Source organism: Aeromicrobium phragmitis (assembly GCF_003674095.1).
Classification (GTDB): Bacteria; Actinomycetota; Actinomycetes; order Propionibacteriales; family Nocardioidaceae; genus Aeromicrobium; species Aeromicrobium phragmitis.
In genome coordinates, this window is record NZ_RDBF01000004.1 from 171,901 (window position 1) to 196,633 (window position 24,733).

Here is a 24,733-nt window from a genome sequence, read left to right on the forward strand (position 1 = left end):
TGAGGGCACATGAATGACCGCAAGGCGGCCGAAGAGACCGCCGACGTTGCCTTGGGCCGCCGGCTCCGTGAGTTGCGCCAACGGCGTGGGTACAGCCAACAGCGGGTGGCCGAGGCGGCTCACCTTTCCAAGAGTTTCATCAGCCAGCTCGAGCGAGGCCGTTCGTCTGCCTCGCTGGGCACATTGAAGCGGATTTGTACGGTGCTCGACGTCCCGGTGTGGGCGTTGCTCGACGACGCGTCCGAGACCGGCGCCGTCGCCTCAGCCGTCATCATCCGAGAGGACGAAAGGCGGGTGCGACGAGTCGCCGGTTCGGAGATCGACATCTCGTTGCTCACTCCCGACCTCAACCGTCAGATGGAAGTCACGATGAGCGTGCTTCAACCCGGAGAAGGTTACGGACGTGAGGCCTACACGCACCAGGGTGAGGAGTTCGGATTGGTGCTCTCGGGGACGTATGAGGTGACCATCGACGACGTCGCCTACACGCTGTACGAGGGCGACAGCATCTACTTCTCCAGTCGGCTTCCACACCGAACGCGCGTCCTGGGAGATGAGCCAGCAGTCACCTTCTGGGCGGTCACACCGCCATCTTAAGCCTTAATGAACAGTATCCATTGACGAAAAGTTGTAAATACTGCATGCTGGGCGCGAGCGAGCCACACCACATCGGATGGATCGACCTGTTCGGTCACGACGAAAAGGGCTGCAATGCGCACCTTACGCAAGACCGCCATACTCACCTCAGCGTTCGCCGTAGCAGTCGGCGGGGCTTCGGTCGCGGGCCACAATCCAGCCGCCGCGACAACCGAAACCACTTCCTCGACGGCCACCGGTCATGGGGGTGCGGCTGCCACCGAGCATCCCCTCGCGACCCAGGCGGCGATCGACGTCCTCGATGCCGGTGGTAACGCTGTCGATGCGGCTGTGGCCGCGTCCGCAGTACAAAGTGTCGTCCGGCCTTTTTCCGGAGGGATCGGGGGAGGTGGATACATGAGCATCTATCTAGCGGAAACCGACGAGTTTGTCGTGCTGGACCACCAGAGCACAGCCCCGGCCTCATTTGGCCCCCAGTCCTTCATCGACCAAGGAACTGGGGCCGTGCACGAAGACGACGTGAGAGCGTCGAGTGGACCGGCTGCGGCTATTCCCGGTCAGGTGAAGGGCTGGGAACAGGCTGTTGATGACTATGGCTCGGGCATCCCGTTCGGCGACTTGCTCCAGCCTGCCGTCGAGGCTGCGCGGGGCGGGTTCACTGCCGACGAGAACCTCGTGCGCGAGATCTCCGAGAACGCTGAGCGTTTCTGCATCTTCCCGGCCACAGCCGAGTTGTATCTCGAGCCCGGGTGTGTTGTTCCTCAGCCGGGAACAATCCTCGCCAACCCGGACCTGGCCGACACGCTTGAGCTCATCGCGCAGGAGGGGAGCAGCGTCTTCTACGAAGGTGAGGTCGCCGATGCGATGGTCGACACGATCAACCAACCTCAGACCACTGCGGCACCGCCTTATCCGATCCTTCCTGGAAACGTCACCGCGGCTGACGTAGCCGGCTACGAGGTGAACGAGCGAGATGCGATCTCGGTGGACTACCGCGGTTACCAGGTTCACATGCCTCCGCCCTCCAGCTCCGGAGGTACTACGGTGGGCGAGGCGCTGAATATCCTGGAGGGCTACGATCTTGCCGCGATGCCGGCGGCGCAGGTGTGGCATTACTACATCGAGGCCGCGCGTCATGCTTTCGTCGATCAGCAGCACTATCTCGGCGACGATACGACCTTCAGTGGTTCCATCCCCGTAGACGGCCTCCTCAGCCAAGGTTACGCGGATCAAGTACGCCAGAAGATCACGGAGCGGGCTACTACCCACCAGCTGCGCTCGCCGGGCGATCCCTCGCGATTCGATGCTGATCCGTCGGCAGCGGCAGTTCCCGAGCCCGCCGCCGGTCGCATGGGCGTGACCAGCGACTTCTCCGCACACAACGACGGCGCCGCATGGGAGCAAGACAACGCGTTCTCAAGTTCTGAGACCGGCGGAGCGGGAAGTGCGATCAGCGTTCAGGATGAAGCTGGCTCGATGATTGTCGGATCTGCCCGCAACGCCTATGTCCGAGCCGCGAGTGCGGCTGACGCGATGGCTGATTCTGAGGCGCTCGTGCGCTTTCGACTCAACGACATCGAAGGAGATCGACGCCTCCGAATCTGGCTCCGTGCCGATACCTGGGAGAGATCGACTTCGCCGCGAAACGGTTATGGGCTCGAAATCTCCACTTCTGACGACACCGTCCGGCTCATCCGGACTCGCGATGGCAATGAGGTGCACACTCTCGAGACCTTCACCCACCCGCGCTCCATCGACTGGCAGTGGCTGCGGTACAGCGTTGAGGGAGACCGTTTGACGTTCCGCCTTTGGAACGATGCGGAGGTGGAACCCCGGCAGTCATGGACTGGTGAGCTGCGTGACAGCTCAGTGAGCGGAACCGGAACCATGCTGATGTCTGCCATCGAGCTCTCCGGCGGTGCGCCCTCGGCTGGCGGATTCACGGTCGACGAGGTCACCCTCACCGAGCTGAATCCCACCGCTATGAACAACCCGTTCGAAGGCGCAACTGACGGCGCATCTTGGGATTCCACTGGGAAGTTCACTACTCAGCACGGAACCGGCAATAGCAAGCCTGAAGTGGGCGCCGGCATCGACGTGGTGGACGAGCAGGGGCGGATGACCCTGAGCGGGGAGAAATTCTCGTACGCCCGGGCCGCGGCCGAACAGACAGAGCTCACGGACAGTGAGATCCTGGTCCGGTTCAAGGGCGAACCAGGTAACGACCGGCGCCTGCGATTCTGGCTGAGGGCGGACGATTGGAACACTCTCGCCGCACCAAGCCACGGCTACGGAGTCGAGATCAAGACCTCGGACGATCCGGAGGCCGACAATGTCCAGTTGCTACGAGTCCGGGACGGCAACTCCGCCTGGGCTATGAGGGGAACTCGCGTCGAGATGGACGACGGGTGGCATTGGCTGCGGTTCAGCGTCCGAGGCGGCGGAATCAAGGCCAAGGTCTGGGCCGACGGTGAGGCTGAACCGCTCGACTGGACTGTCTGGCGCGGAGACGAGGAGATCCCCGGGCCGGGCACCCTGAAGATCGCGGCGATCGAGTCAACCGGGGGCGCGAGCAGTGGAGGCGAGTTCCTGATCGACCAACTCTCAGTCTTCGACCATGACGCCGCTCAGCCGGAATCGGTAGCGGCTGCCGAGCCCCTCAAGCTCGGGTCGGGCGAGGAGGAGCCCGGGCAGGAGTCGACGATCCACCTCTCCACCTCCGACAATGATGGAAACGTTGTTTCGTTCACCCACACGCTGAGCTACATCGGTGGCAATGCCATGGTGGTGCCCGGGTACGGATTCCTGCTGAACAATCAGCTTTCGGGACGCACACCGGACAACGCGCCCGAAGGGCACCCGAACGCCCCCCGCCCGGGTATGCGTCCGGTCAGCACTCAAGCGCCGACGATCGTGATGAAGGACGGCGAGCCGGTGATGGCCCTCGGGTCGCCGGGTGGCGACACGATCGTGACCACCGTGTTGCAGGTTCTGGTACGCACCCTCGACTTGGGGCAGAGTCTGCCGGATGCGCTCGCGGCGCCGCGCGTCGCGCAGCGAAACCACAGTTTGCTGGGATTCACGCTCATCGAGCCGGAGTTCGCCGATACACCCGAGTATGAGGCGCTTCGCTCGCAACACGGGCACGAGTTGTTCACCACGGGGATGACTCAGGGAATCGGTTCTATGAATGCGATTGCCTTCCTTGATGACGGCAGGGTGCAAGCTGTCGCCGAACCGACCAGACGTGGCGGCGGGAGTGCGATGGTCCAGCTGCCCGAGTAGCCGCTCTGACGGCTGCAGATTCCCGCCGGTCGCGCCCCCGTCGCAGTTCCTGCGGCGGGGGCGTTGGCTTCACCTCCACCCCACGGGAGGATGCCCACTGGGATCAGCGAGGGCTAACGTCGAAGCACTGATCAACCGCGCTGAACTGCGCTGTGCAACTCAAGGAGAGCCTCGTGTCTCGTGTCGCCGGCATCTTCGAAGGACCCGTAGACATCCCAGGACCGTTGTCCCCCAGCGTGCGGATCGATCGCCTCGTCGCGGTTTCCGGACAATGCGGCTATCTACCTGGCCGGCGCCTTGTGGAGGGTATCGAAGAACAGACGCGCGTTGCCTTGCAGAACCTCCAGCGGGCACTTGACGCATTCGGATGCGCACTCGACGACGTTCTTGCGGTCACCGTCTATCTGGTCGATCGCCAGGACCTCGCGCCGATGAACCGCGTCTATCAGGAGTTCTTCGATGAGACTCCTCAACCGGCGCGCACCACCGTTTATGCGGGGCTCGGGGTGGGTGTTCTCGTGGAGATCGACTGTCTTGCCGTCGTGCCTGTCGCTTCGTAGGCAGAGCGAAGCCGCTGGCGGGCTGCGGTGCGGCGGGTGCTCGTTACAGTGGCGGGCATGACGCTGACCGTGGTCGGGATCGGAGCCGACGGCTGGGAGGGGCTGACCGCCCGTGGCCGTGACGCCGTGCGCGCGGCCGATGTGGTTCTCGGCGGAGCGCGGCATCTCGAACTGCTGCCCGAGGACGTCGCGGCGGAGCGGCGGGAGTGGCCGTCACCGTTGCGCGAGGGGCTCCCCGCCCTGCTGTCGGAGCTGGGCGATCGCGAGGTCGTTGCGCTCGCCTCGGGCGACCCGTTCCTGTCCGGCATCGGTTCGACGCTCGTCGATGTGCTCGGTCCCGAGGGGGTGCACGACGTGATCCCTGCGGTGTCGTCGATCGCGCTGGCACGGGCCGCGATGCGCTGGTCGGCCGAGCACACCACCTGGGTGAGCCTCGTGGGCCGTCACGCGCACCGACTCCTGCGGCACCTCGAACCCGGTGCTCGGCTCCTCGTCCTCGTGGCCGACGGCACGACCGCCACCCACGTCGCCGCGATCCTCACCGACGAAGGCTTCGGGGAGAGTGAGATCACCGCACTGTCCGACCTCGGCGGACCTGCGGAGTCGCGCCGATCCTCGAGCGCGCGGACCTGGCACGGCAAGACGCCCCCGCTCACCGTCCTCGCGGTCGAGTGCCGCGGCGCCGGCCACTGGTGGAGCCGCATCCCGGGTCTCCCCGACGACGCCTTCGAGCACGATGGCCAGCTCACCAAACGCGACGTCCGGGCGAGCGCGCTGGCCCGGCTCGCACCGCGCCCCGGCGAACTGCTGTGGGACGTGGGCGCGGGAGCCGGATCGGTCGCCATCGAATGGATGCGCGCTCACCCGCGTAACCGCGCTGTCGCCGTCGAGCGCGATCCCGTCCGCGCGAGCCGGCTGCGTCGTAACGCCGCGCGGCTCGGGGTACCCGACCTCGAGGTGATCGAGGGAACGGCTCCCGACGCGCTCGCGGACCTCGAACGTCCCGAGGCGATCTTCGTCGGTGGCGGCGCGTCGCGTGAGGGTGTCCTCGATGCGTGCTGGGACGCGTTGGTGCCGGCCGGGCGGCTCGTCGTCCACGGCGTCACGATCGAGACCGAGACGCTGTTGATGCGCTGGCACGACCGGCACGAGGGCGGCGAGCTCACGCGTCTCCACATCGAGCACGTCGAGCCGATCGGTGCGTTCAGCGGCTGGACCCCGTCGCGCGCGGTGACGCAATGGGCGGTGACCAAGCGGTGACCGTGCACTTCGTGGGCGCCGGCCCCGGCGCCGCGGACCTCCTCACGCTGCGCGCCGTCCGGCTGCTCGAAGCCGCCGACGTGTGCGTGTACGCCGGCACCTATCTCGACGCCGAGGTGCTCGGGCACTGCCGCGAGGGCGCGCGGCTCGTCGACACGCAGGACCTCGACCTCGACGAGATCACCGCCGAGCTCGTCGGGGCCCACCACCAGAACCTCGACGTGGTGCGGCTGTGCTCAGGTGATCCGTCGGTCTACTCCGCGATCGCCGAGCAGACGCGACGGCTCGACGCGGCCGGCGTGCCGTGGGACGTCACGCCGGGGGTGCCGGCGTACGCGGCCGCCGCGGCGCTCGTGGGTGCGGAGCTGACCGTGCCCGAACTCGTGCAGTCGGTCGTCCTGACCCGCGCGCAGGCTCGCTCGACCGCAATGCCGGAGGGCGAGGAGCTCGAACGCTTCGCCACGACGGGTGCCACCCTCGTGCTGCACCTGGCCATCACGCGCACCGCCGAACTCGCCGAGCGGCTCACCCCGTTCTACGGCGCACAGTGCCCGGTCGTCGTCGTGTACCGCGCGAGCCAGCCAGAGCAGAAGGTCCTGCGCGGCACGTTGAACGACATCGGCGCGCAGGTGGAGCAGGCGGGTCTTCGTCAGGCGGCAGTCATCCTCGTCGGCCCCGCCCTCGCCCGCCACGGCTCCGGCGAGTCCTATCTCTACGCCGCCTCCCGCGACAGGACGCTCAAACGTCGCTGACGAAGCGCGGGGTCCAGGCCTGACCCTGGGAGGTCACGCGAGTGGAGGACGCGCCGACGATGAGCAGGCACTTCATGTCGATCGTCGCGGGGTCGAGTTCGTGGAGGGTCGTGACGGTGAGGGACTCCTGGGCGCGGCCGATGTCGCGGCCGACGATCACCACCGTCTCGGGGGAGCGGTGCGCGAGCATCACCCGGCGCAGGTCGGCCACCTGCGTCGTACGCGAACGCGAGGCGGGGTTGTACACCGCGAGGACGAGGTCGGCCTGGGCGATGTGCTCGAGGCGGCTCACCACGACCTCCCAGGGCTTGAGTCGGTCCGAGAGGCTCACGACCGCGAAGTCGGCACCCACCGGAGCGCCGGCCTTCGCGGCCACCGCCTGGACCGCGGACACGCCGGGCAGCACCCGGATCGGCACCTGCGCGTACTCCGGCGACTCGGCGGCCTCGAACACCGCCGACGCCATCCCGAACACGCCGGCGTCGCCACCCGAGACCACGGCCACCCGCTCGCCGCGCGCGGCGAGATCGAGCGCGAACCGGGCCCGGTCGACCTCGACGGTGTTGCCCGAGGCGTGGCGTTGCAGGCCCTCGCGCTGCGGCACCCGATCAACGTACGGCCCGTACCCGACCACGTGCTCGACCGATGCGAGGGCCTCCCGCACCTCCTCGGTCAGCCAGCGATCGGGACCCGGACCGAGCCCGACGACCAGCAGTTCCCGTTGAGTGTGACGTTTGTGCTCCGTCACGGCCGATTCTGGTGCCAGAACGTTCCCCCGAGCACTCCGCTGCGCTCCGTGCAGGGAGGCACCCCCACCCTCAGCGCGTTCCGTCGTGTCGGAGTAGCGCGTTCCGACGCTGTCGCCGGGCACGACGATGAGGGAGAAGTAGGGAACCGAGGTCGGGTCGACGTCGCGGACCGGCAACCAGCGTTGCTCCGGCATGGACGCGCGCTCCACATACAACGCGTCGTCCAGCCGCCCGGCCTGCCGCAGCGCCTCGACCACGGACCCGAACGTCCGACCGAGCTTCATGATGATGGCGCCGTCGGTGTCGGCGAGTCGGCGAGCGAGCTCAGGAGTCGGCAACGTGCCGGGCAGCACCGTCAGGACGTCGGTCTGCCGCACGAGCGGGGTCGCGGCCACGGCCGTCGCCGCCGCGAAGGCGGGAACCCCGGGGACGACCTCGGTCTTGAAGCGGTCGGACAACCGGTCGTGCACGTACATGTAGGAGCCGTAGAACAGCGGGTCGCCCTCGGCGAGGACGACGACGTCGCGCCCCGCCTCGAGGTGCGTCGCCAGCCGCTGTGCGCACTCCTCGTAGAAGTCCGCCATCGCGCCCGCGTAACCGCCCGGATGCTCGGTGAGTCCGGTCGTCACCGGGTACTCGAGCACCTCCTCGATCACGCCGGCGGGGATCAGTTCGGCCGCGATCCGCCGCGCGTTGGACCGCTTGCCGGTGCCCTGGTGGTAGGCGACGACGTCGGCGGCGGCGATGAGCCGTGCGGCCTTGCGGGTGATGAGCTCGGGATCGCCGGGACCGAGACCGACGCCCCAGAGCCGCCCGGCGCTCACTCGCGCTCCTGGGCGAGGGCGTTGAGGGCGGAGGCGGCCATGGCCGAGCCACCGCGGCGGCCGTGCACAGTGACGAACGGGATGTCGATGCCGTGATCGTCGGCGAGGTCGGCGAGGGCCTGCTTGGACTCGGCCGCGCCGATGAAGCCGACCGGCACCCCGACGATCGCGGCGGGGCGCGCCGCGCCGTCGATGAGCATCTCCAGCAGGTGGAAGAGGGCGGTCGGCGCGTTGCCGATCGCGACGACAGCGCCCTCGAGCCGGGGCTCCCACAGCGACACCGCGGCTGCCGACCGCGTCGTGCCCCACGCCCGGGCGAGCTCGGGGACCTGCGGATCGCGCAGGGTGCAGACGACGTCGTTCTCGCGCGGCAATCGCGTGCGAGTCACGCCCGAGGCGACCATGTGGGCGTCGGCCAGAATCGGTGCGCCCGACTCCAGCGCTCCGCGGGCCGCCTCGACGAGACGTGGATGGATCTGCAGGTCGCGGGTGAGGTCGGTCTGGCCGGTGCCGTGGATCATCCGTACCGCGACCTTCTCCGCATCGGACGGGACCGCTGAGAGATCGGACTCCGCGCGGATCGTGGCGAAGGAGTCGACGTAGATGGCCGGGCCGTCGTCGACGTAGTTGTAGTGGCGGCGCGGGCGGTCGAGGGTCATGCGGGCTCCAGGTCGGGGACGACGATGCTGCGCCAGGGGGTCACGAGGACCTCGTCGGGCAGGTCCGCGGCCAGCTCGCGGGTGAGCCGGCCGTCGGGGACGGCGACGTGCCGGGCGACCCGGCCGTCACGCTGTTCGATGATGCCGAACGTCCACGGCCGGGCCTGCACGTGGGTCCGCGGGTCGCGAGGCGCCGCGGGTTCGAGGGGGTGGTCCAGTTCATCGACGTGCCAGGCAGCCTCGGGACCACCACCTCGTGCATCGAGGAAATGCCGCGCCAACTCCGCGAGGCTCTTGGCGGCGGCATGCAGCGGCACGGTCGCGCCCCAGTGGTCGGCGCCGAGCCGCAGTTGGACGGTCGCGGCGTCGAGGGCGAGGAGTCCGAGGTCGAGCGGGCGCCAGGCGATGTCGCCGCGGCCGTCGTCGAGGACGAAGAGGAAGCGTCCCGGCAGGGCGGCGAACGCCGGCTCGGCGCACAGCAGCCGGTCGAGGTCGGCGGCGACCGGGCGGACGTCGGCTCGCCCGCCGGCGCGGCCGGTCAGGGGGGAGATCTCGATGTTGCGGACCAGCTCGTGCGAGGGCGCGGGAAGCAGACCCAGCCCCTGCACGGCGTCCACGAAGTCCGGCGGAACGCAGCCGTCGGCATGGTCGATGCCCCGCAGCTGGACGTTCGCCCGCGAGGTGAGGTGGAGGGCGCCGTCGCCCCAGCGTTCGGCGAGGTCGAGCAGGTTGTGCAGGTGCCGCAGCGGTCCGCCCGCGAGCCGCAGGCGGACCAGCGCGCCGTCGTCCGCGATCCACGGGCGCAGGACGCCCGGGCAGCGGTCGGCGCGGGTGCGGGTGCTCACCGCGTCATCGTGCCACGCGGTGAGCACCCGCCGGCGCTCAGTGGGCGTGGAGCACGCCGCTGAGCTCGTTCGGCGCGACCTCGAGGTCGGCCGTCGCGGTGATCTCACCGGACTCCAGATCCACGGCGTGAATCTGCTGTGCGGCCGGGTCGCTCACGTAGGCGGTGCCCTCGCGCACGAAGATCGCCGGGCGCGGCTGCTGCCAGTCCAGCGGCTCGCTCCACTCCTCGTCGATCACGTCGATCGACCGGACGATCTCGCCGGACTGGGGGTCGATGACGTGGATCTTGCCGTCGGTGCCGAGCACCAGCGCCTCACCCTCCGGGCCGCGGGCGAGCGAGCGGAACGTGTAGCTCGCCGGCAGGTCGACGAGCTGCAGCTCGTTGGTGGTGGTGTCGATGAGCGAGACCTGCGTGGGGCGCTCCAGCTCCGCGTCCGGGTCCTGCTTGTAGTCGCCCAGCACAACCGAGGACTCCTCCGAGCCGGCCTGGTTACCGATGCGGCCGTATTCGGTCGGGCTGTCGATCTTCGTGAACTCGCCGTCGGCGTAGGTGAGGACGCCGTCCTCGCAGCCGATGACGACGACCTCGTCGCGGGCGGTCGCCTCGCCGTGCACGCCGGGGCAGTTCTCGGCGCGGGCGATCTCGTTGCCGTCCGCGTCGACGACCCGGGCACCCACACGGGTCTCGGAATCGCCCAGCGTGCTCAGCATGTCGCCGTTCTCCAGCTGGATGGCGACCCCGTGGTGGGCCTCGGGCGTCTGGTAGGTCTGCGTCGCGGGCTTCTCGCCGCCGTCGAGGTCGTGCGGGTCGAACGTCGTGATCTCGCCCGTGCCGTCGGCGAACAGCACCGCGAGGTTCGCGTGACGGACGACGTGTCCGGGGGTGTCGGCCTCGAACACGATGTCGGTGAGCTCGCCGGCGGTCGCGTCGAGCACCTGGAAGCCCTCGGACGTGGAGACCATCACGTGGTCGTCGGTGCCCGCGGGGTTGATGCGGTTGAAGCCGTCGAGCTCGATGTCCTCGGCGACCTCGAGGGTCTCGCCGTCGAGCACGATCAGGCCGCCGTCGTAGGTCGTCACGATCGGGTGGTCGATCGACCGATCGCTCGAGCCTCCGTCACCTGCCGCGTCGTCGTTCGTGCTGCCGCAGGCGGCGAGCGCGAGCATGCTCGCGGCCGCGAGCGGCACGAGGGTGGATCGGGTCCTTCGCATGGTTTCTCCTTCGATGGGTGTGGCCGATCTGGCCGGGAATCAGGGGGTGAGGGCGGTCGCGATGGTGGCGGTGTTGGCGCGCATCATCCCGAGGTACGTGGCGGCTTCGCCGTCGGCAGTGAGCGATTCGGAGTACAGCGAGTGCACCTCGACGTCGACTCCCGCGGTCTCGGCGAGCACCTGCGCCAGCCGGTCGGGATGGGACGAGTCGGCGAAGATCGCCGGTACTCCCGCCTCGCGGATGGCCGTCGCGAGTGCGTCGAGATCCGCCGCGCTGGGTGAGGCGAGCGTCGTCCCGCTGGGGATGACGGCCCCGAGCACCTCGAAGCCGTACCGATCGGCGAGGTAGCCCAGCACGTGGTGGTTGGTCACCAGGGTGCGCTGGTCCGTAGGGATGCGGTCGAACGCCTCGCGCATCTCGTCGTCCAGGGCGGCCAGCTCGTCGTCGTACTCGGCCGCTCGCGCCTGCACCGCGGCCGCGTCGATGTCCGGCACCTGCTCGAGGACCTGCTCGGCGATGAGCCGCGCGGCCTCGCGCATGCGCTCGGGGTCGGTCCAGAAGTGCGGATCGGCCTGCCCGCGGGAGCTGCCCTCCTGGTACTCCAGCGGGTCGACCTCCTCGCCGACCGCAAGCACGGGAACGCCGGCTTCCGCCGCCGCGTCCACGGAGTTCTGCACGCCTTCCTCGAGGCCCAGGCCGTTGCTCACCACGAGGGCGGCGTTCTCCACTGTGGCGGCGTCGCGGGCGGAGATCTCGAACGAGTGAGGATCGGCACCGTCGGGCATCAGGACGACGACCTCGGCCTCGTCGCCGACGATCTGCTGAGCCACGTCGCCGAGGATGTTGGTGGTCACGACGATGCTGCCCTCTCCGGGTCCGTCCCCGGCGCAGCCCGCGAGCCCGACCGTGCCGAGCGCGGCCGCGAGCACCAGCGCGATGCCGCGCCTCACCATCCCGTCTCCACGAGGAAGGTGGGGGTGACACCGTCGGTATCGATCGTGCGGGAGACGCGGAGCGCGTCGGCGTAGTCGATCTCGTGCACGACGCCCGCATCCGCGTCGTTGACGTAGGCGCGCGCGGCGTCGGCGACGATGGTCGGCGGGTTCTCGGGGTCGACCTTGTCGACCAGGGGCGCCTCGGCCACGACTGCGCCCGTGGCGTCGAGGTGACGCAGCGTGCCCGACGCGTCCAGCGTCAGCACGCCGAGGCCGGTTCCGAGGGCCACGGTGGCGACGGTGTTCGGCGCGTCGAGGGAGGTCCAGGTGCGGGCGTTGAGGTCGAAGTGCCAGGCTCCGGCCTCGCCGCGGAGCGCCGCCAGCTCAGTGCTGTGCGGCCGCTGCGCGAACGACCACGCCCGGTCGTCGGGCGGGGTGCCGTCCGGGTACGGCACCAGTGCAGTGCCGTCGGCATCGACCACGAGCGCGCCGCCGTCGCAGGCCACGACGGCAACGGCGCGCACGCGGGCGGCTCCGTGCAGGTCAGCGCAGGGCACGTCGAGCTCCTCGACGACCTCGCCGTCGTGGTCGCGCCACTGCAGGCCGTCGGGGAGCTTCGATCCCGACGAGGTCGTCGTGAGCAGCCGGTCGCCGACGCCGAGCGCGAAGCCGTGGTGCGGATCGCCCACGTCGAACGTCGTCGTCGTGACGTCGCCGTCCTCCAGCGCGTCGCGATCCACCACCGTCACCTCACCGCTCGCGTCGTCGAAGGCGGCCGTCGCCGTGCCGAAGCCGCCGATGGTGTGGCCGGCGCCCCAGTCGTGAGCGCCGAGGTCGGTGAGCTCGCCGCGGTAGTAGTGGTTGTGGTCGCCGTGCGGCCAGGTCCAGACGCCGGTGTCGAGGACGTGCGTCTGCTCGTCGGCGCCGAGATAGGCGAAGCGGCCATCGGAGGCCAGCGACGTCACCGGAGCAGCCACCTCCGCCGTGTCGACCGACTCGTCGAGCAGGTCGATGACCGCCACCGCGCCGGATTCGGTGTCGGCGACCACGAGGTGGTACTGCGCTTCGGCTTCTTCGCTCGCCCCGCTGACGGCTCCGTGACCGTGTCCGGACGGCGGATCCTGATCCTGGGTTCCCGCTGATGAGCACGCGGCCAGGAGGAGGGTGGCGGCGAAGCCGGCGCAGAAGGTCCTGAACTTCACGAGACGAGCGTCCTTTCGGTCGGGAGGGGTGAGGTCGCGCGGCGCTTCAGGGACGAGAGTCCGAGGGAGAGCGCGAAGATGCCGACCGCGGTGAGGGTGATGGTCGCCCCGGCGGCCGTCGCGGCGTGCCAGGAGATGACGAGGCCGCCGAGCACCGCGATGCAGCCGAAGACCGCGGCCAGGACCATCGCGGACGACACGCGTGAGGTCCACAGCAGTGCCGCGGCCGGCGGGGCGATGAGCATGCCGAACACCAGCAGGGTGCCGACGACGCTGAAGGACGACACGATCGCCAGCGTCAGGAGCGCGAGCAGCACGCCTTCGGTGAGGCGAGGGCGAAGACCCGTGGTGTGCGCGATGCGGTGATCGAGCGCGGCCAGCAGGAAGGCTCGCCGTCCCACGACGGTGACGAGGACGATCACCGCCGTCGTGGCGGCGAGCACCAGCACCTCGCTGGAGCGGACACCGAGGACGTCGCCGAACAGGAACGCGGTCAGGTCGACCGCGAAGGACGACGAGGCCGAGACGATGATGACGCCGAGCGCGAGCATCCCGACGAACAGCAGGCCGATGGTCGTGTCGTTGCCGAGCCGCCGGCTGCGCTGCAGGGCGCTCACGCCCGCCGCCATGGCCCCCGCGGCGACGGCCGCTCCGAGATGCAGGCTCGCGCCGAGGAGCGAGGCGGTGGCGACCCCCGGGAGCATTCCGTGCGACATCGCGTCGCCGAGGAAGGCCATGCCGCGGAGGACGACCCAGGTTCCCGCGCAGGCGCACCCGATCGCGACCAGGATGCCGGCGACGGCAGCCCGGCTCACGAAGGAGACGGCGAAGGGCTCGGTCAGAACGTCCACGGCACGACCGTACAATGCAGATGAGAATCGTTTTCGATAGGGGTCTGCATGTTGGTCTCGTCCGCCGCCACGACAGCCGAGCTTCGTGTGCGTGACGTGTGGTTCGCCTACCCGAACAGGCCGGTGCTGCAGGGTGCCGAGCTGTCGGTGCGGGCCGGGGAGGTCACCGCGCTGCGCGGCGACAACGGCGCCGGCAAGTCGACCTTGCTCGACATCGTGTGCGGAGTGCGCCGCCCTCACCGCGGAACCGTCGAGTTGCCCGGTCGCATCGCGTACGTCCCGCAACGCACGGATCTCGACTCGCGGCTGCCGGTGACGGTCCGCGACGTCGTGATGATGGGGGCCTGGAGCGACCGCGGCCTGTGGCGGCCACTGCGGCGCAGTGACCGACGTGCTGTGCAGGGTGCGATGGAGCGCGTGGGAATCGATCCTCTCGCCTCGCGGCGTTTGGACGAGCTCTCCGGTGGCCAGGTCCAGCGCACGCTCATGGCCCGAGCGCTGACGACCGGGGCGCCGGTCATCATCCTCGACGAGCCCACGACGGGCCTCGATAGCGAGGTGCGGCGGGTGGTCGCGGACCTGCTCGCCGAGCTGGCAGCCGAGGGTCGCGTCGTGCTCCACGCCACCCATGACGAAGAGGCCCTGCGCGCCAGCGACGTCGTCCTCCACCTCGCCCACGGCACCATCAGCACGCCCCAGCCGACCGCATCCTCGGTGGTCGAGTAGCGGCGCCACCCGAGTTGTTGGTGGTCGAGTAGCGGCGAGGAACGAGCCGCGTATCGAGACCACGTGAGGTGACGTGGTCTCGCTCCATCGCGGCCACGCCCCGCCTGCGATGGCTCCATGTGTGGTCGCTGAGCGACCTCCTCCTCGACCGCCTGCGCCTGCGCCTGGGTGGCAGGTGAGCTGCGTCTCGCCTTGACAAAGAAAGTTGTCAAGGCGTAGCGTGACCGCATGAGTGACGTGCACGTACTCGCTGACCCGAAGGCAGTCGAGGTGGCCCTGGACCCGGTTCGTGCGGCGATCCTCGACGCCCTGGACGAGCCGGGGTCAGCGACGACCATTGCGGCAGCAGTCGGCCTGACGCGGCAGAAGGTCAATTACCACCTCAAGGCACTCGAGGCTCACGGCCTCGTGGAGCCTGCTGAAACGCGCGCCTGGGGTGGCATCACGGAGCGTTTCGTACGTCGCAGCGCCCGCCGAATCGCCGTCTCGCCCGGAGTCGTGCAACGCAGCGCCATCGACCCCGGCCAGATCGCCGACCGCCTCTCTGCGGCCTACCTGATCGCGGTGAGCGGCCGAGCGGTCTCCGAACTCGGTGCGATCACCGCCAGCGTGGGCACCGAGACCCGGGTGCCGACCCTGACCGTCGACACCGTCATCGGTTTCGCCTCCCCTGAGGACCGCGCCGCGTTTGCGAGCGAGCTGCAGGCGGCGCTGACCGACCTCGTTTCCCGCTATCACCACGACGACGGGCGGCCCCACCGACTGACCGTCGCGTCCTACCCCAAACCGCAGGAGGAACCATGAACAGCTCGCAACAACCGCCACGGGCGGTGCACCGGGCGGAGTTCACCTACGAGGTCCCGGCGACGCCCGAGCAGGTGTGGGAGGCGATCGCCACGGCAGAGGGCATCTCTGCCTGGATGGTGCCGACGCGACTCGATCCTCGCGTCGGTGGTGAAGTGGCGTTCGATCTGGGCGACATGACTTCGAGCGGCGTCGTCACCGACTACACGCCACGTCAGCGCTTCGCCTACGAGGAACCGTGGCCGATCGGAGAAGGGCCGGAGGACGTCGACCCGGAGATGGCGACGTGGTTCGAGTCCATCGGTGCCTCCCTGGAGCAGGTCTATGCGGACCTGGCGCACACCAGCCCCATCGCCACCGAGTTTCTCATCGAATCGGTCTCGGGCGGCAGCGCGATCGTGCGCGTCGTCACCAGCGCCTACGGCACCGGCGCGGACTGGGAGAACGAGTTCTTCGCGCAGATGATCGAAGACACCCGCCCGATCTTCGACCGGCTGGCCCTCCATTTGAAGGCGGTGGCGTGACCATGGCGAGGCTCGGTTCTCTCGCCAAGACCGGCGCCATCGCCGGGGTGGCGGCCGCCCTCGCCACCACGGGCCTGGCGGTGATCGCGAAGGCGGCCGACGTGAGCCTGGAGGTCGACGCGGTTCCGATTCCTCCCGGGGCCTTCGCGATGTGGACCATCGTCGGGGCCGTTCTCGGCATCGGGCTCGCCCTGCTCCTGCGCACCCGCAAACGGTTCCTCATCGCAACGGCTACCGGTTTCGCCTTCTCGCTGGTTCCAGCGATCGCCTTCCCTGACGATGCCGCAAGCAAAGCCGTCCTCGTCGCGGCGCACGCCGTCGCCGCGACCATCATCGTCTCGCCGTTGGCGCGACAGCTCACCGTCTCGAGCCCCCACCGAGGCCACCAGTGACGACGACCTCCGCGCCTGCCATCACACCGATCCACGTCGCCGACCTGACGGTGGAAGGTGAGGTGATGCCGGTCTGCGTGCACCGCATCGAGCACCCCGAGGCCCGCGTGCTCGTCGACACCGGGATGACCGAGGTGCATCCACGTGCCGCCGCCATGGCGCCGCGCCTCCGACCGCTGAGCGAGCAGGCCCTCGATCTCGACAGCATCGACATCGTGATCAACACGCACTTGCACGGAGACCACTGCGGCGGCAACCACCTTTTCCCTGGCCGGCCCATCTACGTCCAGCGCCGAGAGCTCGACGACGCGCGCGTGAACGACGAGTACATCAGGGAATGGGTCGACCCACCCGGCGTGAACTATGTGCCCGTCGATGGAGAACTCGAGCTGTTGCCGGGTCTGCGGCTCGTCCCCGCCCCCGGCCATACACGCGGTACACAGATCGTCGTGATCGAGATCGGCGTGCGTCCGACGATCGTCGCCGGCGACGTCGCGGTGTGGTCGGGAGAGCTCAACGACCCGCAGACCGAAGGCCAGCGGGCGGTGCGCGCGCTCAACCCCGACCGCGTGTGGCTTGCGCACGAACACGAGCCGTGGACCGGGCCTCCAGGCCTTCCGCAGACCGCCCCTACGTAAGGAGACCGAGACATGCCCGACACTGCACCCTCCTCGGCCGCGAGCGACGACGACAGTCGCGACATCGCTGAGTTTCTCGGCAACTGGGCCGAAGCGATCGTCTCCAACGACGTCGACCGAATGGCGCGCTTCACGACAGACGACTGGATACTCGTCGACCAGCCAGGAGCCATCAGCCGTGCCCGGTTTCACGCGGTGGTCGCTGACGGGTCGCTCCAGCACACCAGCATGACCCACGACATCCTCGGCATCACACGCCTCGGATCCGTAGCGATCGTCCGAACGCATGGTCGCACCGCCGGCACCTACCTCGGCCAGGCGATCGCCGCTGACGAGTGGACCACCGACATCCTGGTCCATGGAGCTGACGGCTGGCGATGCGTCCTCACGCAGCTGACCCCTCGAGCGATCCCTTCAGAAGAGACGTGACGTGGTCTCGATACGGGCTCCGCAGGGTCCGCCCTACTCGACCATTCGCACCCGTGTCAACGCCCAGCGGACCGGCACCTCGCTGATCCATTGACAAACGTCGATGTGCTGTTACGGTGGTGCTAGATCGAAGATCATCGATCTGATGAAGGGACGATCAGGTCCGAGCAGTCGCTGCGGACGAAGGATGGCTGCCACTCGATTCAGGATTACGCCGCTTCTCACCGACAGGAGTCAACGCATGAGCATTACCGCACCAGACGCCCACCGAGCCACCGTCGACGACCTCGTGTATGTGTTCGACGGCGTCTTCACCCGGGCCCAGATCGAGGACGCCGTCAGCAACGCTCGGCGAGCGCTCGAACCGACCGCCACGGTGCAGACCTATCTGCCGGTGTTGGTGCGTCGCTACGCCACTGAGCTGCTGACCGCCCGGGCCCAGGCCGAGGGCACCCACCCCAAGCCGGTCCCGGAAATCCTGTTCGTCTGCGTTCACAATGCGGGCCGCTCGCAGATGGCTGCGGCGATCGCCGAGCATCTCGCTCCCGGGCGCATTCATGTGCGCTCTGCTGGTTCAGCGCCGACCGGAGAAATCAACCCGCGCGTCGTCGCCGTGCTGGCGGAGCGCGGCATCGACCTGACCGCTGCCTACCCCAAACCGCTGACTGACAGCGTCCTGCACGCGGCTGACGTGATCGTGACGATGGGTTGCGGCGATGAGTGCCCTTATTTTCCCGGCAAGCAGTATCTCGACTGGGACGTTCCGGACCCGGACGGCGCCACACTCGAGCAGACTCGCGACATTCGCGATGACATCCAAAGCCGGGTCACCTCGCTCCTGCGCGACCTCAACCTCTGACGAGGATGCACGCGTCGCTCACTCCGCGCCAGCGTGGCGCCGTGATGGCCTCTGATGAGCGATGTCGCGAGCTGATCGTCTCGACTCGCGGACTTGGGGCTACATCGCCGCTGTCTACGCCGTGGCAGTGATCGACATCTTCCGCGACCAGTCCTAGCTCTTCGGCGTGCCGCTCGTCGCCGACGACGTCCTCGAGGTCGACCGCATCGGCGAGGTGGTGAGGTGGTCTCGACGAGGACTCCGCAGAGCTTCGGCCTACTCGACCACCGATAGTGCGTGGGCCCTCCGCACCCCCGGGCGGTGTTAGCGTGCGGGCGTGGGTGACCTGGACGGGACGCTGGCGGCGCTGGCGGCCCTAGGTCCGTTCTTCGCGGTCGACCGGTACGAGCCGCACGGTGACTGGGCGCCTCTGTCCACACTCCTGGAGCCGGGACCGCTCGAGACCCGGGTCGAGCACACCGCCGGTGCCCTGGGACTCGGTGACGCCGCCGACGATGTCCGCGTCGCGGCGTCGACCGTCGCCCTCGGGCTTTTTTCCCAGCTCGTCTCGCCAGTGCTCGGAGCGACCGCGACGGCCACACCCCCGCCCACGATCACCCTGGACAGGACGTGGTGGCGACCGGCCGACTCGGGGCCCTGGATGCTGGCCGTGGAGTGCATTGGCGACGTGGAGCCAATGGCCAGCGCCCTCACCGGCGCCGTCGCGCCGCTGGTCGAGCGCTTCGCCGAGGCCTTCTCGCTGTCGCGCATCGTGCTGTGGGGCAACGCCGCCTCGGCCGCCTTCGGAGCCGTCGCGGCGCTGCATCGCGTCGGCGCGGATCCGGCATCGCGAGCCACGCGCCTGGCACTCGATGCACTGCGCCGCGAACCGCTGCACGGGCACGGCGAGATCGTCGACCGGCGCTTCGTCCGGAACTCCTGCTGCTTGTACTACCGGACTCCCGGCGGCGGATACTGCGGCGACTGTGTGCTCGCGCAGGGCTGAGTGCGAGTGCTACATTGCTCGCGCCAGTCGTGCTCGCATGAGCCAGGGAACCCGGTGAGAGTCCGGGACTGACGCGCAGCGGTGAGGGTGACGGGCGGAGCAACACGCCACTGGACTTGTTTTGGGAAGGCGCTCCGTTCGATCGATCCCGAGTCCGAAGACCTGCTGGCCGCACGTTCGCGTGCGTCATCCGCCCCTCACGGCTCCGCGTACGAGCCTCGGACGAAAGGGACCGCAATGGTCGTCCGTACCCGTTTTCTGCCTTCTGCCCTGGCTTCGGCCGTTCTGCTCGCTGCGTGCGCAGGCGCCGCCGATTCACCGTCTGCACACGACGCCCCATCGGACGAGACCCCGGTCTCGGTCGAGAACTGCGGGCGCGGGGTCAGTTTCGACGAGCCACCCACCCGGATCGTCGCGCTCAACTCCTCGGCTGTGGAGAACCTGCTCGCACTCGGTCTTGGAGACCGTATCGTTGCGGCGGACGGCGAGGAATCAGGCATCAAACCCGACTTGCGCGAAGAATTCGACGACTTGAACGTCATCGACTCCAGCGGTGACTCCTATCCGAGCGCCGAAGCCATGCTCGAGCACGAACCGGAATTCGTGTACTCCGTCTATCCCAGCGCTTTTCGAGAGAACGACGGCATCATGACGCGGGAGGATCTGGCGGCGCTCGATATCGAGAGCTACCTTTCGCCGGGTCGCTGTCCCGACCGCGAGACGACTCAGAAATTGAGATTCGAGGACTTCTGGGCCGAGCTGACGGAGCTGGGCGATCTGCTCGGGGTGCCCGAACGCGCAGAGCAGGTGGTCGCTGAGCAGCGGGCGGCTTTGGAGGAAGCGCGAGCCTCGATTCCTGAGACCGACGAGCCGTTGACCGTGTTCTGGTGGGACATGGGGACCGACCAGCTGACGGCCGGAGCGTGCTGCGGTGGCCCCGACATGGTCATGGACGCTCTGGGCTTGGACAACATCTTCAGTCACGTCGAGGGCGCGTGGGCGGACGTCAGTTGGGAAGCGGTCATCGACCGCGACCCTGACCTCATCGTGATGGCCGACACCAGCGAAAGCTGGCAGGAGAAGCGCGAGTACCTTGCCGGCGACACGACGCTGAGCCAGTTGCGCGCCTTCAAGGACGACCGCATCGTGGAACTGCCCTTCTCGCAGACGACGCCTGGCCTTCAGAGCATCGACGGAATTCGAAGCATCAGCGAAGCGCTGAGCACGTGGGATTCCGCTCAGTGACCGCGATCGAGACGCGCCGGGGTGTCGACGGCAGCAGCGGCACCGAGCTGGCGCAGCGTGGGCAGCGACGCCCCTTGGCGCTTCTCGGCGTCGGCGTCGTGGCGCTGGCCGTGTCCTGCCTGGTGGCGGTCGCCGTCGGTCAAGCCGATATCGGGCTGCGAGAAGTGTGGACCGTGGTGACGGACCGGCTCGGGCTCTCCTTTCTGCGTGTCGATGCTCTGGGCTTGGGCGGGACTCAGGTCAGCCAGATCGACGCGGCGGTCTTGTGGAACCTTCGACTGCCCCGGGCGCTGACAGCGATCATGGTCGGCGGTGGCCTGGCCATGGTGGGCGCGGTGATGCAGACGTTGATGCGCAACCCCATGGCGGATCCCTACCTGCTGGGCATCTCCTCGGGCGCCTCACTCGGCGCGGTGCTCGTCATCGTCGCCGGCTTCGGAGGCGGGATGGTCGCGGTTTCCGGCGGCGCCTTCCTGGGAGCCTTAGGCAGCTTCCTGCTGGTGCTGACGATCGCGCAGACGTCGGGGGTCATCCGGCCGGACCGCGCGATCCTCGCCGGGGTGGCGGTCGGTGCCTTCTTCGCGGCCTGTACCTCGTTCGTCATCGTGTGGATCGCGGATCCGCACAAGACGCTGGGAGTGCAGTTCTGGTTGTCAGGATCGCTCGCCGGGGCTCGCCACGACTCTGTCCTCATCGCCCTGCTGGCGCTGCTTCCGGCGGCGGCGATCTGCTGGTGGGCTTCGCGCGCGTTGAACGCCTTCGCCTTCGGCGCCGACGCTGCCGCGAGCCTGGGGGTTGAGGTGAATAAGATCCGTTGGTTACTGCTGGTCGGCTGTTCGCTGCTGACCGGCGTTCTGGTCTCCGTCAGCGGCGCCATCGGGTTCATCGGGCTGCTCGTTCCACATGCGGTCCGGTTCCTGGTCGGGGCTGACCACCGGTACCTGTTACCGGCGTCGGTGTTGGTGGGCGGCTTGTTCCTGTTATGGGTCGACGTCGCCGCCCGTAGTGTGTTCGCGCCCCGTGAGTTGCCGGTCGGCGTGGTGACCGCCCTCATCGGCGTCCCGGTATTCGTGTGGCAGTTGCGGCGTCGGCAGAGGGCAGCATGAGCCATCTGGCGACCGGCGAACCGCTCTCCGTGCAGGAGGTGACCGTCAGCTTCAGCGGCTCCGCCGTCTTGCAGGGCGCCACCGTGCTGGTGCCCGAGGGCGGATTCACCGGGATCATCGGACCCAACGGTTCCGGAAAGTCCACACTGCTGCGCAGCATCGCCCGGCTTCTCGCGCCGGACGGCGGGGCGATCGTGATCGGAGACGACGACATCGCGCGACTTCCTCGCCGTGAGCTCGCCCGTCGACTGGCCCTCGTGGAGCAGAACGTCACCACCGATATCGATCTGACCGCGCTTCAGGTCGTGCTGCTCGGCCGCATCCCGCACCAATCCGCATGGCAGGGGTCCAGTGAGGTCGACCGCGCGATCGCCTTGCATCACCTCGAGAAGGTGGGGATGGCGGACAAGGCCGACCGTTCCTGGCACAGGCTGTCTGGCGGGGAGCAGCAGCGGGTGCAACTCGCTCGCGCCTTCGCTCAGGAGCCGACGGTGTTAGCGCTGGACGAGCCGACCAATCATCTGGACATCGCGCATGCGCTCCAGCTGCTGGCGACGGTCCAGCACATCGGTCTCACGGTCGTGGCGGCGTTGCACGACCTCAACCTGGCCGCCATGTTCTGCGACCACCTGATGGTGCTCCACGAAGGCCGCGTGATGAGCAGCGGCGCTCCCGAAGAAGTCCTGACCCCGGAACTGCTGCGCGCGGTCTACGGTGTCGAGGCGTCGGTCGAGCCGAATCCGATCACCGGTCGAGTAGCGATCAGCTTCTATCCGCCGACGGTGTCCCATTGACTCGGACATCCCGGGGTGGCACGCCCGAGTCGCCGGCCGTCCTGATCGTCGCGATGAGCGTGGACGCCGTGACGGACCACGCGGCGCTCACGGAGTTGGCCGAGGTTGTCGGCGCCTCGCTGGCGTACCTGCAGGTCGGGGACCCCTCGCTCACCGACGCCCTCGATGCACTGGCAGCCGAGGGTGCGACGTCGATCCGGCTGGTGCGGTTGCCTGCTCACGGACCCGCGCCCGCTCGCTCGTGGCTGCGGCGCGTCGCGGCGCACTGGGTGCGCGACCACGCGGACGTCCAGGTGGAGGTGGTCGCCTCCGCAGTGACCGGGCGCGAAGCGCCGCTGGAATCGGCCGCATGGGAGGACGTGCCGGGCTTTCGGGACCAGGTGCTCGTCTGTCGCGGGCCGCGTTGCTCGGCCAAGGGGGCAGCCGCGACCGCACGCGCTCTCGCCGATGCCCTCGACGATCGCGGCCTGGGTGACGACGACGTCCTCGTCACCCAGACCGCGTGCCTGTTCCCGTGCAACCACGCGCCCGTCGTCGCGGTGCATCCGGACGACGCCTGGTACGGCCCCGTGCAACCCGCCGACGTCGTCCGACTCGTCGACGAGCACCTCGTCGGCGGCCGGCGGCTCGACGACCTCGCCCGCCCCCGTGGCGTTCGCACAACGAAAGGCATCTCATGACCTCGCGACTTGCCACATCTGCCCTCGCCGCTATGGCCACCGTGGCACTCGCCGCATGCAGCCCCGGCTCGACGTCGACGTCGTCACCGGAGGCCCCCGGTTATCCGCGCGTCGTCGAGAACTGCGATCGCGAGGTGAGCGTGTCGACCCCTATCGAGCGAGCGGTCGCCATCAACCAGCCGGCCACCGAGCTTCTGCTGAGCCTGGGTCTCGCCGATCGCATCGCCGCGGTCGGAGTCTCGGACCAGCAGGTGCTGCCGCATCTGCGCGGCGAGTTCGACGCAGTCGACAAGTTCCAGGAAGAGTTCCCTGCGCTCGAACGCGTGCTAGACCTGGAACCGGACCTCGTCTACTCCACCTTCGCCTACGCCTTCACCCAGGACGGGATCGGTGATCGCGATCGATTCGAGGCACTCGGCGTGCCGACCTATCAGTCGCCGAGCGAATGCGGAGGACAGGAGGCCGAGCGATCCTCAGAGCTCTCCCTCGAGGATCTCTACGCCGAGATCGATGACATCGCGACGTTGTTCGGCATCGAGGAGGACGGCCAGGAACTGATCGGCGAGCTCCGCGAGCGGGCTGACGCCGCGTCGGCCGACCTGGGGCTGGACGACGTCTCGCTAGCGTGGTGGTACTCCTCGACGCGCGCCCCGTACATGGCAGGATGCTGCGGCGCGCCGGCGCTCATGACCCGTGCGGTCGGGGCCAGCAATGCGTTCGAGGATCAGCGGCAACTGTGGCCTGAGATCAGTTGGGAGGCCATCGCGGCGCGCGACCCCGATGTCCTCGTGCTCGCCGATCTCGAACGTGGTGACGACGGCGACAGCGCAGACGCGAAGATCGCCTTCCTCGAGTCCGACCCGATCACGAGCCAATTGACTGCGGTGCAGAACCGCCGCTACATCATCCTGGGAGGTACGACGATGGACCCGTCGATTCGCAACGTCGACGGTATCGAACAGCTGGCCGATGGCCTGCGCGACCTGGGATTCGTCCAGTGAACGCCCGGCAGGCCGTCGAGGAGTGGGATGCCCAACAGGCGGCCTACATCGCCGAGCGCGAGCAGCGCTTTGCGGTGATGATCGACGCGCTGCAGCAGACCCTTGGTGGGGACGAGGCGACGGTGCTCGACCTCGCGTGCGGGCCAGGGTCACTCGCGCGGCGTGTTCTGGACGGGCTGCCGAACGCGCGCGTCCTCGCTGTGGACTACGACCCCGTACTGCTCGACCTTGCGCGGGAGTACCTCGCGCCGTACGGCGATCGCGTTCGGGTGGTCGATGCAGATCTGACCGATCCGAGCTGGCGATCCGTGCTCGACGTTCCGCGGGTGGATGCCGCCGTGTCGACGACGGCGTTGCACTGGTTGTGGCCCGCTCAGCTCGTCCGGCTGTTCGGCGACGTCGCCGATCTCATCCGCCCAGGTGGAGTGTTCCTCGACGGCGACCACTTCCGCTTCGACGCGCGCACGCCGCATGTGGGTCGGTGGGCCGCCGATCACGACCGCCGGACCCAGGAAGCCGCCTTCACCGCCGGTGCCCTCACGTGGCAGGAGTGGTGGGACGCAATAAGCGTCCGCCCCGGTCATGACGAACGTGCGGCCGAGCGAGACCGGAGGTTCGCCGGACGCGACGGCACTCCGCCTACCGCCGTCGATTTCCGTCTTGCGGCGCTGGCGAATGCCGGCTTCGCGGAGGTCGGCACCGCGTGGCAGCTCTACGACGACTACGTCGTCTACGCCGTGCGCTGAGCGGTATTCTCGCCGGCCTCCACTCGTCCTCACTCAGGTGCAGCCGGGTCTGGTCCGCATCGAGCGAGCTG

The 24,733-nt window shown here is 68.6% G+C and carries 26 protein-coding genes and 1 riboswitch; of the genes, 19 read left to right on the plus strand and 7 right to left on the minus strand.

Annotated elements, in window-relative coordinates; genetic code table 11:
- Positions 1-9: 9 nt before the first annotated feature.
- The 5 genes from D9V41_RS07265 (at position 10) to cobM (ending at position 6,454) form a co-directional block, all read left to right on the plus strand.
- Positions 10-597: a helix-turn-helix domain-containing protein gene (locus D9V41_RS07265; protein ID WP_121793886.1), complete on the plus strand. Its 588-nt coding sequence runs from the start codon at positions 10-12 to the stop codon at positions 595-597.
- Positions 598-711: 114 nt separating this feature from the next.
- Entirely contained in the window at positions 712-3,882 is a 3,171-nt protein-coding gene (locus D9V41_RS07270) for a gamma-glutamyltransferase (RefSeq protein WP_121793887.1), read from the plus strand.
- Positions 3,883-4,055: 173 nt separating this feature from the next.
- On the plus strand, positions 4,056-4,442 hold the full coding sequence (locus D9V41_RS07275; RefSeq protein WP_121794019.1) for a RidA family protein: 387 nt from the start codon (positions 4,056-4,058) through the stop codon (positions 4,440-4,442).
- Between the two features lie 57 nt (positions 4,443-4,499).
- The gene (gene cbiE, locus D9V41_RS07280; RefSeq protein WP_121793888.1) at positions 4,500-5,702 is read left to right on the plus strand and encodes a precorrin-6y C5,15-methyltransferase (decarboxylating) subunit CbiE; all 1,203 of its coding nucleotides are present in this window, start codon (positions 4,500-4,502) and stop codon (positions 5,700-5,702) included.
- Entirely contained in the window at positions 5,681-6,454 is a 774-nt protein-coding gene (gene cobM / locus D9V41_RS07285) for a precorrin-4 C(11)-methyltransferase (RefSeq protein ID WP_243697185.1), read from the plus strand. Before cbiE ends, cobM begins: the two co-directional genes overlap by 22 nt.
- On the opposite strand, the gene D9V41_RS07290 is transcribed toward cobM, so the two are convergent.
- From D9V41_RS07290 to aztB, 7 genes are read right to left on the minus strand one after another with little or no spacing between them, the layout of a single operon-like run.
- On the minus strand, positions 6,441-8,027 hold the full coding sequence (locus tag D9V41_RS07290) for a precorrin-2 C(20)-methyltransferase (RefSeq protein ID WP_121793889.1): 1,587 nt from the start codon (positions 8,025-8,027) through the stop codon (positions 6,441-6,443). The genes cobM and D9V41_RS07290 overlap by 14 nt on opposite strands.
- A complete protein-coding gene (locus D9V41_RS07295; RefSeq protein WP_121793890.1) occupies positions 8,024-8,686 on the minus strand; it encodes a precorrin-8X methylmutase in 663 nt (220 codons plus the stop codon). Before D9V41_RS07295 ends, D9V41_RS07290 begins: the two co-directional genes overlap by 4 nt.
- On the minus strand, positions 8,683-9,531 hold the full coding sequence (locus tag D9V41_RS07300) for a sulfite reductase subunit beta (protein WP_121794021.1): 849 nt from the start codon (positions 9,529-9,531) through the stop codon (positions 8,683-8,685). Before D9V41_RS07300 ends, D9V41_RS07295 begins: the two co-directional genes overlap by 4 nt.
- Positions 9,532-9,568: 37 nt before the next feature.
- Positions 9,569-10,744, minus strand: coding sequence for a zinc metallochaperone AztD (gene aztD, locus D9V41_RS07305; protein WP_121793891.1), 1,176 nt, complete (start codon positions 10,742-10,744; stop codon positions 9,569-9,571).
- A 39-nt stretch (positions 10,745-10,783) separates the two neighbouring features.
- Complete coding sequence (gene aztC / locus D9V41_RS07310; protein WP_121793892.1) at positions 10,784-11,698, minus strand: zinc ABC transporter substrate-binding protein AztC; 915 nt, start codon at positions 11,696-11,698, stop codon at positions 10,784-10,786.
- Positions 11,692-12,882: a hypothetical protein gene (locus D9V41_RS07315; protein WP_121793893.1), complete on the minus strand. Its 1,191-nt coding sequence runs from the start codon at positions 12,880-12,882 to the stop codon at positions 11,692-11,694. Before D9V41_RS07315 ends, aztC begins: the two co-directional genes overlap by 7 nt.
- Positions 12,879-13,733: a zinc ABC transporter permease AztB gene (gene aztB / locus D9V41_RS07320; RefSeq protein ID WP_121793894.1), complete on the minus strand. Its 855-nt coding sequence runs from the start codon at positions 13,731-13,733 to the stop codon at positions 12,879-12,881. Before aztB ends, D9V41_RS07315 begins: the two co-directional genes overlap by 4 nt.
- 48 nt (positions 13,734-13,781) lie before the next feature.
- On the opposite strand from aztB, the gene aztA reads away from it, so the two are divergent.
- The 14 genes from aztA (at position 13,782) to D9V41_RS07390 (ending at position 24,662) form a co-directional block, all read left to right on the plus strand.
- Positions 13,782-14,459 (plus strand): zinc ABC transporter ATP-binding protein AztA, encoded by a 678-nt coding sequence (gene aztA / locus D9V41_RS07325; protein WP_121793895.1) that lies wholly within the window; start codon positions 13,782-13,784, stop codon positions 14,457-14,459.
- Between the two features lie 228 nt (positions 14,460-14,687).
- Entirely contained in the window at positions 14,688-15,263 is a 576-nt protein-coding gene (locus D9V41_RS07330) for an ArsR/SmtB family transcription factor (protein ID WP_121793896.1), read from the plus strand.
- Complete coding sequence (locus D9V41_RS07335; RefSeq protein WP_121793897.1) at positions 15,260-15,787, plus strand: SRPBCC family protein; 528 nt, start codon at positions 15,260-15,262, stop codon at positions 15,785-15,787. Before D9V41_RS07330 ends, D9V41_RS07335 begins: the two co-directional genes overlap by 4 nt.
- Before the next feature lie 2 nt (positions 15,788-15,789).
- Positions 15,790-16,179, plus strand: coding sequence for a DUF6069 family protein (locus D9V41_RS07340; RefSeq protein WP_121793898.1), 390 nt, complete (start codon positions 15,790-15,792; stop codon positions 16,177-16,179).
- Positions 16,176-16,817: an MBL fold metallo-hydrolase gene (locus D9V41_RS07345; protein WP_243697187.1), complete on the plus strand. Its 642-nt coding sequence runs from the start codon at positions 16,176-16,178 to the stop codon at positions 16,815-16,817. Before D9V41_RS07340 ends, D9V41_RS07345 begins: the two co-directional genes overlap by 4 nt.
- Positions 16,818-16,829: 12 nt before the next feature.
- A complete protein-coding gene (locus D9V41_RS07350; RefSeq protein ID WP_121793899.1) occupies positions 16,830-17,246 on the plus strand; it encodes a nuclear transport factor 2 family protein in 417 nt (138 codons plus the stop codon).
- A 241-nt stretch (positions 17,247-17,487) separates the two neighbouring features.
- Entirely contained in the window at positions 17,488-18,105 is a 618-nt protein-coding gene (locus D9V41_RS07355) for an arsenate reductase ArsC (RefSeq protein ID WP_121793900.1), read from the plus strand.
- A 316-nt stretch (positions 18,106-18,421) separates the two neighbouring features.
- Positions 18,422-19,090 carry a (2Fe-2S)-binding protein gene (locus tag D9V41_RS07360; RefSeq protein ID WP_121793901.1) on the plus strand — a complete coding sequence of 223 codons (669 nt, stop codon included), beginning with the start codon at positions 18,422-18,424 and terminating at the stop codon, positions 19,088-19,090.
- A gap of 7 nt (positions 19,091-19,097) precedes the next feature.
- A riboswitch (cobalamin riboswitch) is annotated at positions 19,098-19,274 on the plus strand.
- A 53-nt stretch (positions 19,275-19,327) separates the two neighbouring features.
- Positions 19,328-20,335, plus strand: a complete 1,008-nt coding sequence (locus D9V41_RS07365) for an ABC transporter substrate-binding protein (RefSeq protein ID WP_121793902.1) — start codon at positions 19,328-19,330, stop codon at positions 20,333-20,335.
- Positions 20,332-21,441: a FecCD family ABC transporter permease gene (locus D9V41_RS07370; RefSeq protein ID WP_243697189.1), complete on the plus strand. Its 1,110-nt coding sequence runs from the start codon at positions 20,332-20,334 to the stop codon at positions 21,439-21,441. Before D9V41_RS07365 ends, D9V41_RS07370 begins: the two co-directional genes overlap by 4 nt.
- Positions 21,438-22,235 carry an ABC transporter ATP-binding protein gene (locus D9V41_RS07375; RefSeq protein ID WP_121793903.1) on the plus strand — a complete coding sequence of 266 codons (798 nt, stop codon included), beginning with the start codon at positions 21,438-21,440 and terminating at the stop codon, positions 22,233-22,235. The genes D9V41_RS07370 and D9V41_RS07375 overlap by 4 nt, the downstream gene beginning before the upstream one ends.
- Entirely contained in the window at positions 22,232-22,915 is a 684-nt protein-coding gene (locus D9V41_RS07380) for a (2Fe-2S) ferredoxin domain-containing protein (RefSeq protein WP_208006776.1), read from the plus strand. The genes D9V41_RS07375 and D9V41_RS07380 overlap by 4 nt, the downstream gene beginning before the upstream one ends.
- 32 nt (positions 22,916-22,947) lie before the next feature.
- Entirely contained in the window at positions 22,948-23,916 is a 969-nt protein-coding gene (locus D9V41_RS07385) for an ABC transporter substrate-binding protein (RefSeq protein WP_243697190.1), read from the plus strand.
- Positions 23,913-24,662 (plus strand): class I SAM-dependent methyltransferase, encoded by a 750-nt coding sequence (locus D9V41_RS07390; RefSeq protein WP_243697191.1) that lies wholly within the window; start codon positions 23,913-23,915, stop codon positions 24,660-24,662. Before D9V41_RS07385 ends, D9V41_RS07390 begins: the two co-directional genes overlap by 4 nt.
- The last annotated feature ends 71 nt before the right edge of the window (positions 24,663-24,733 follow it).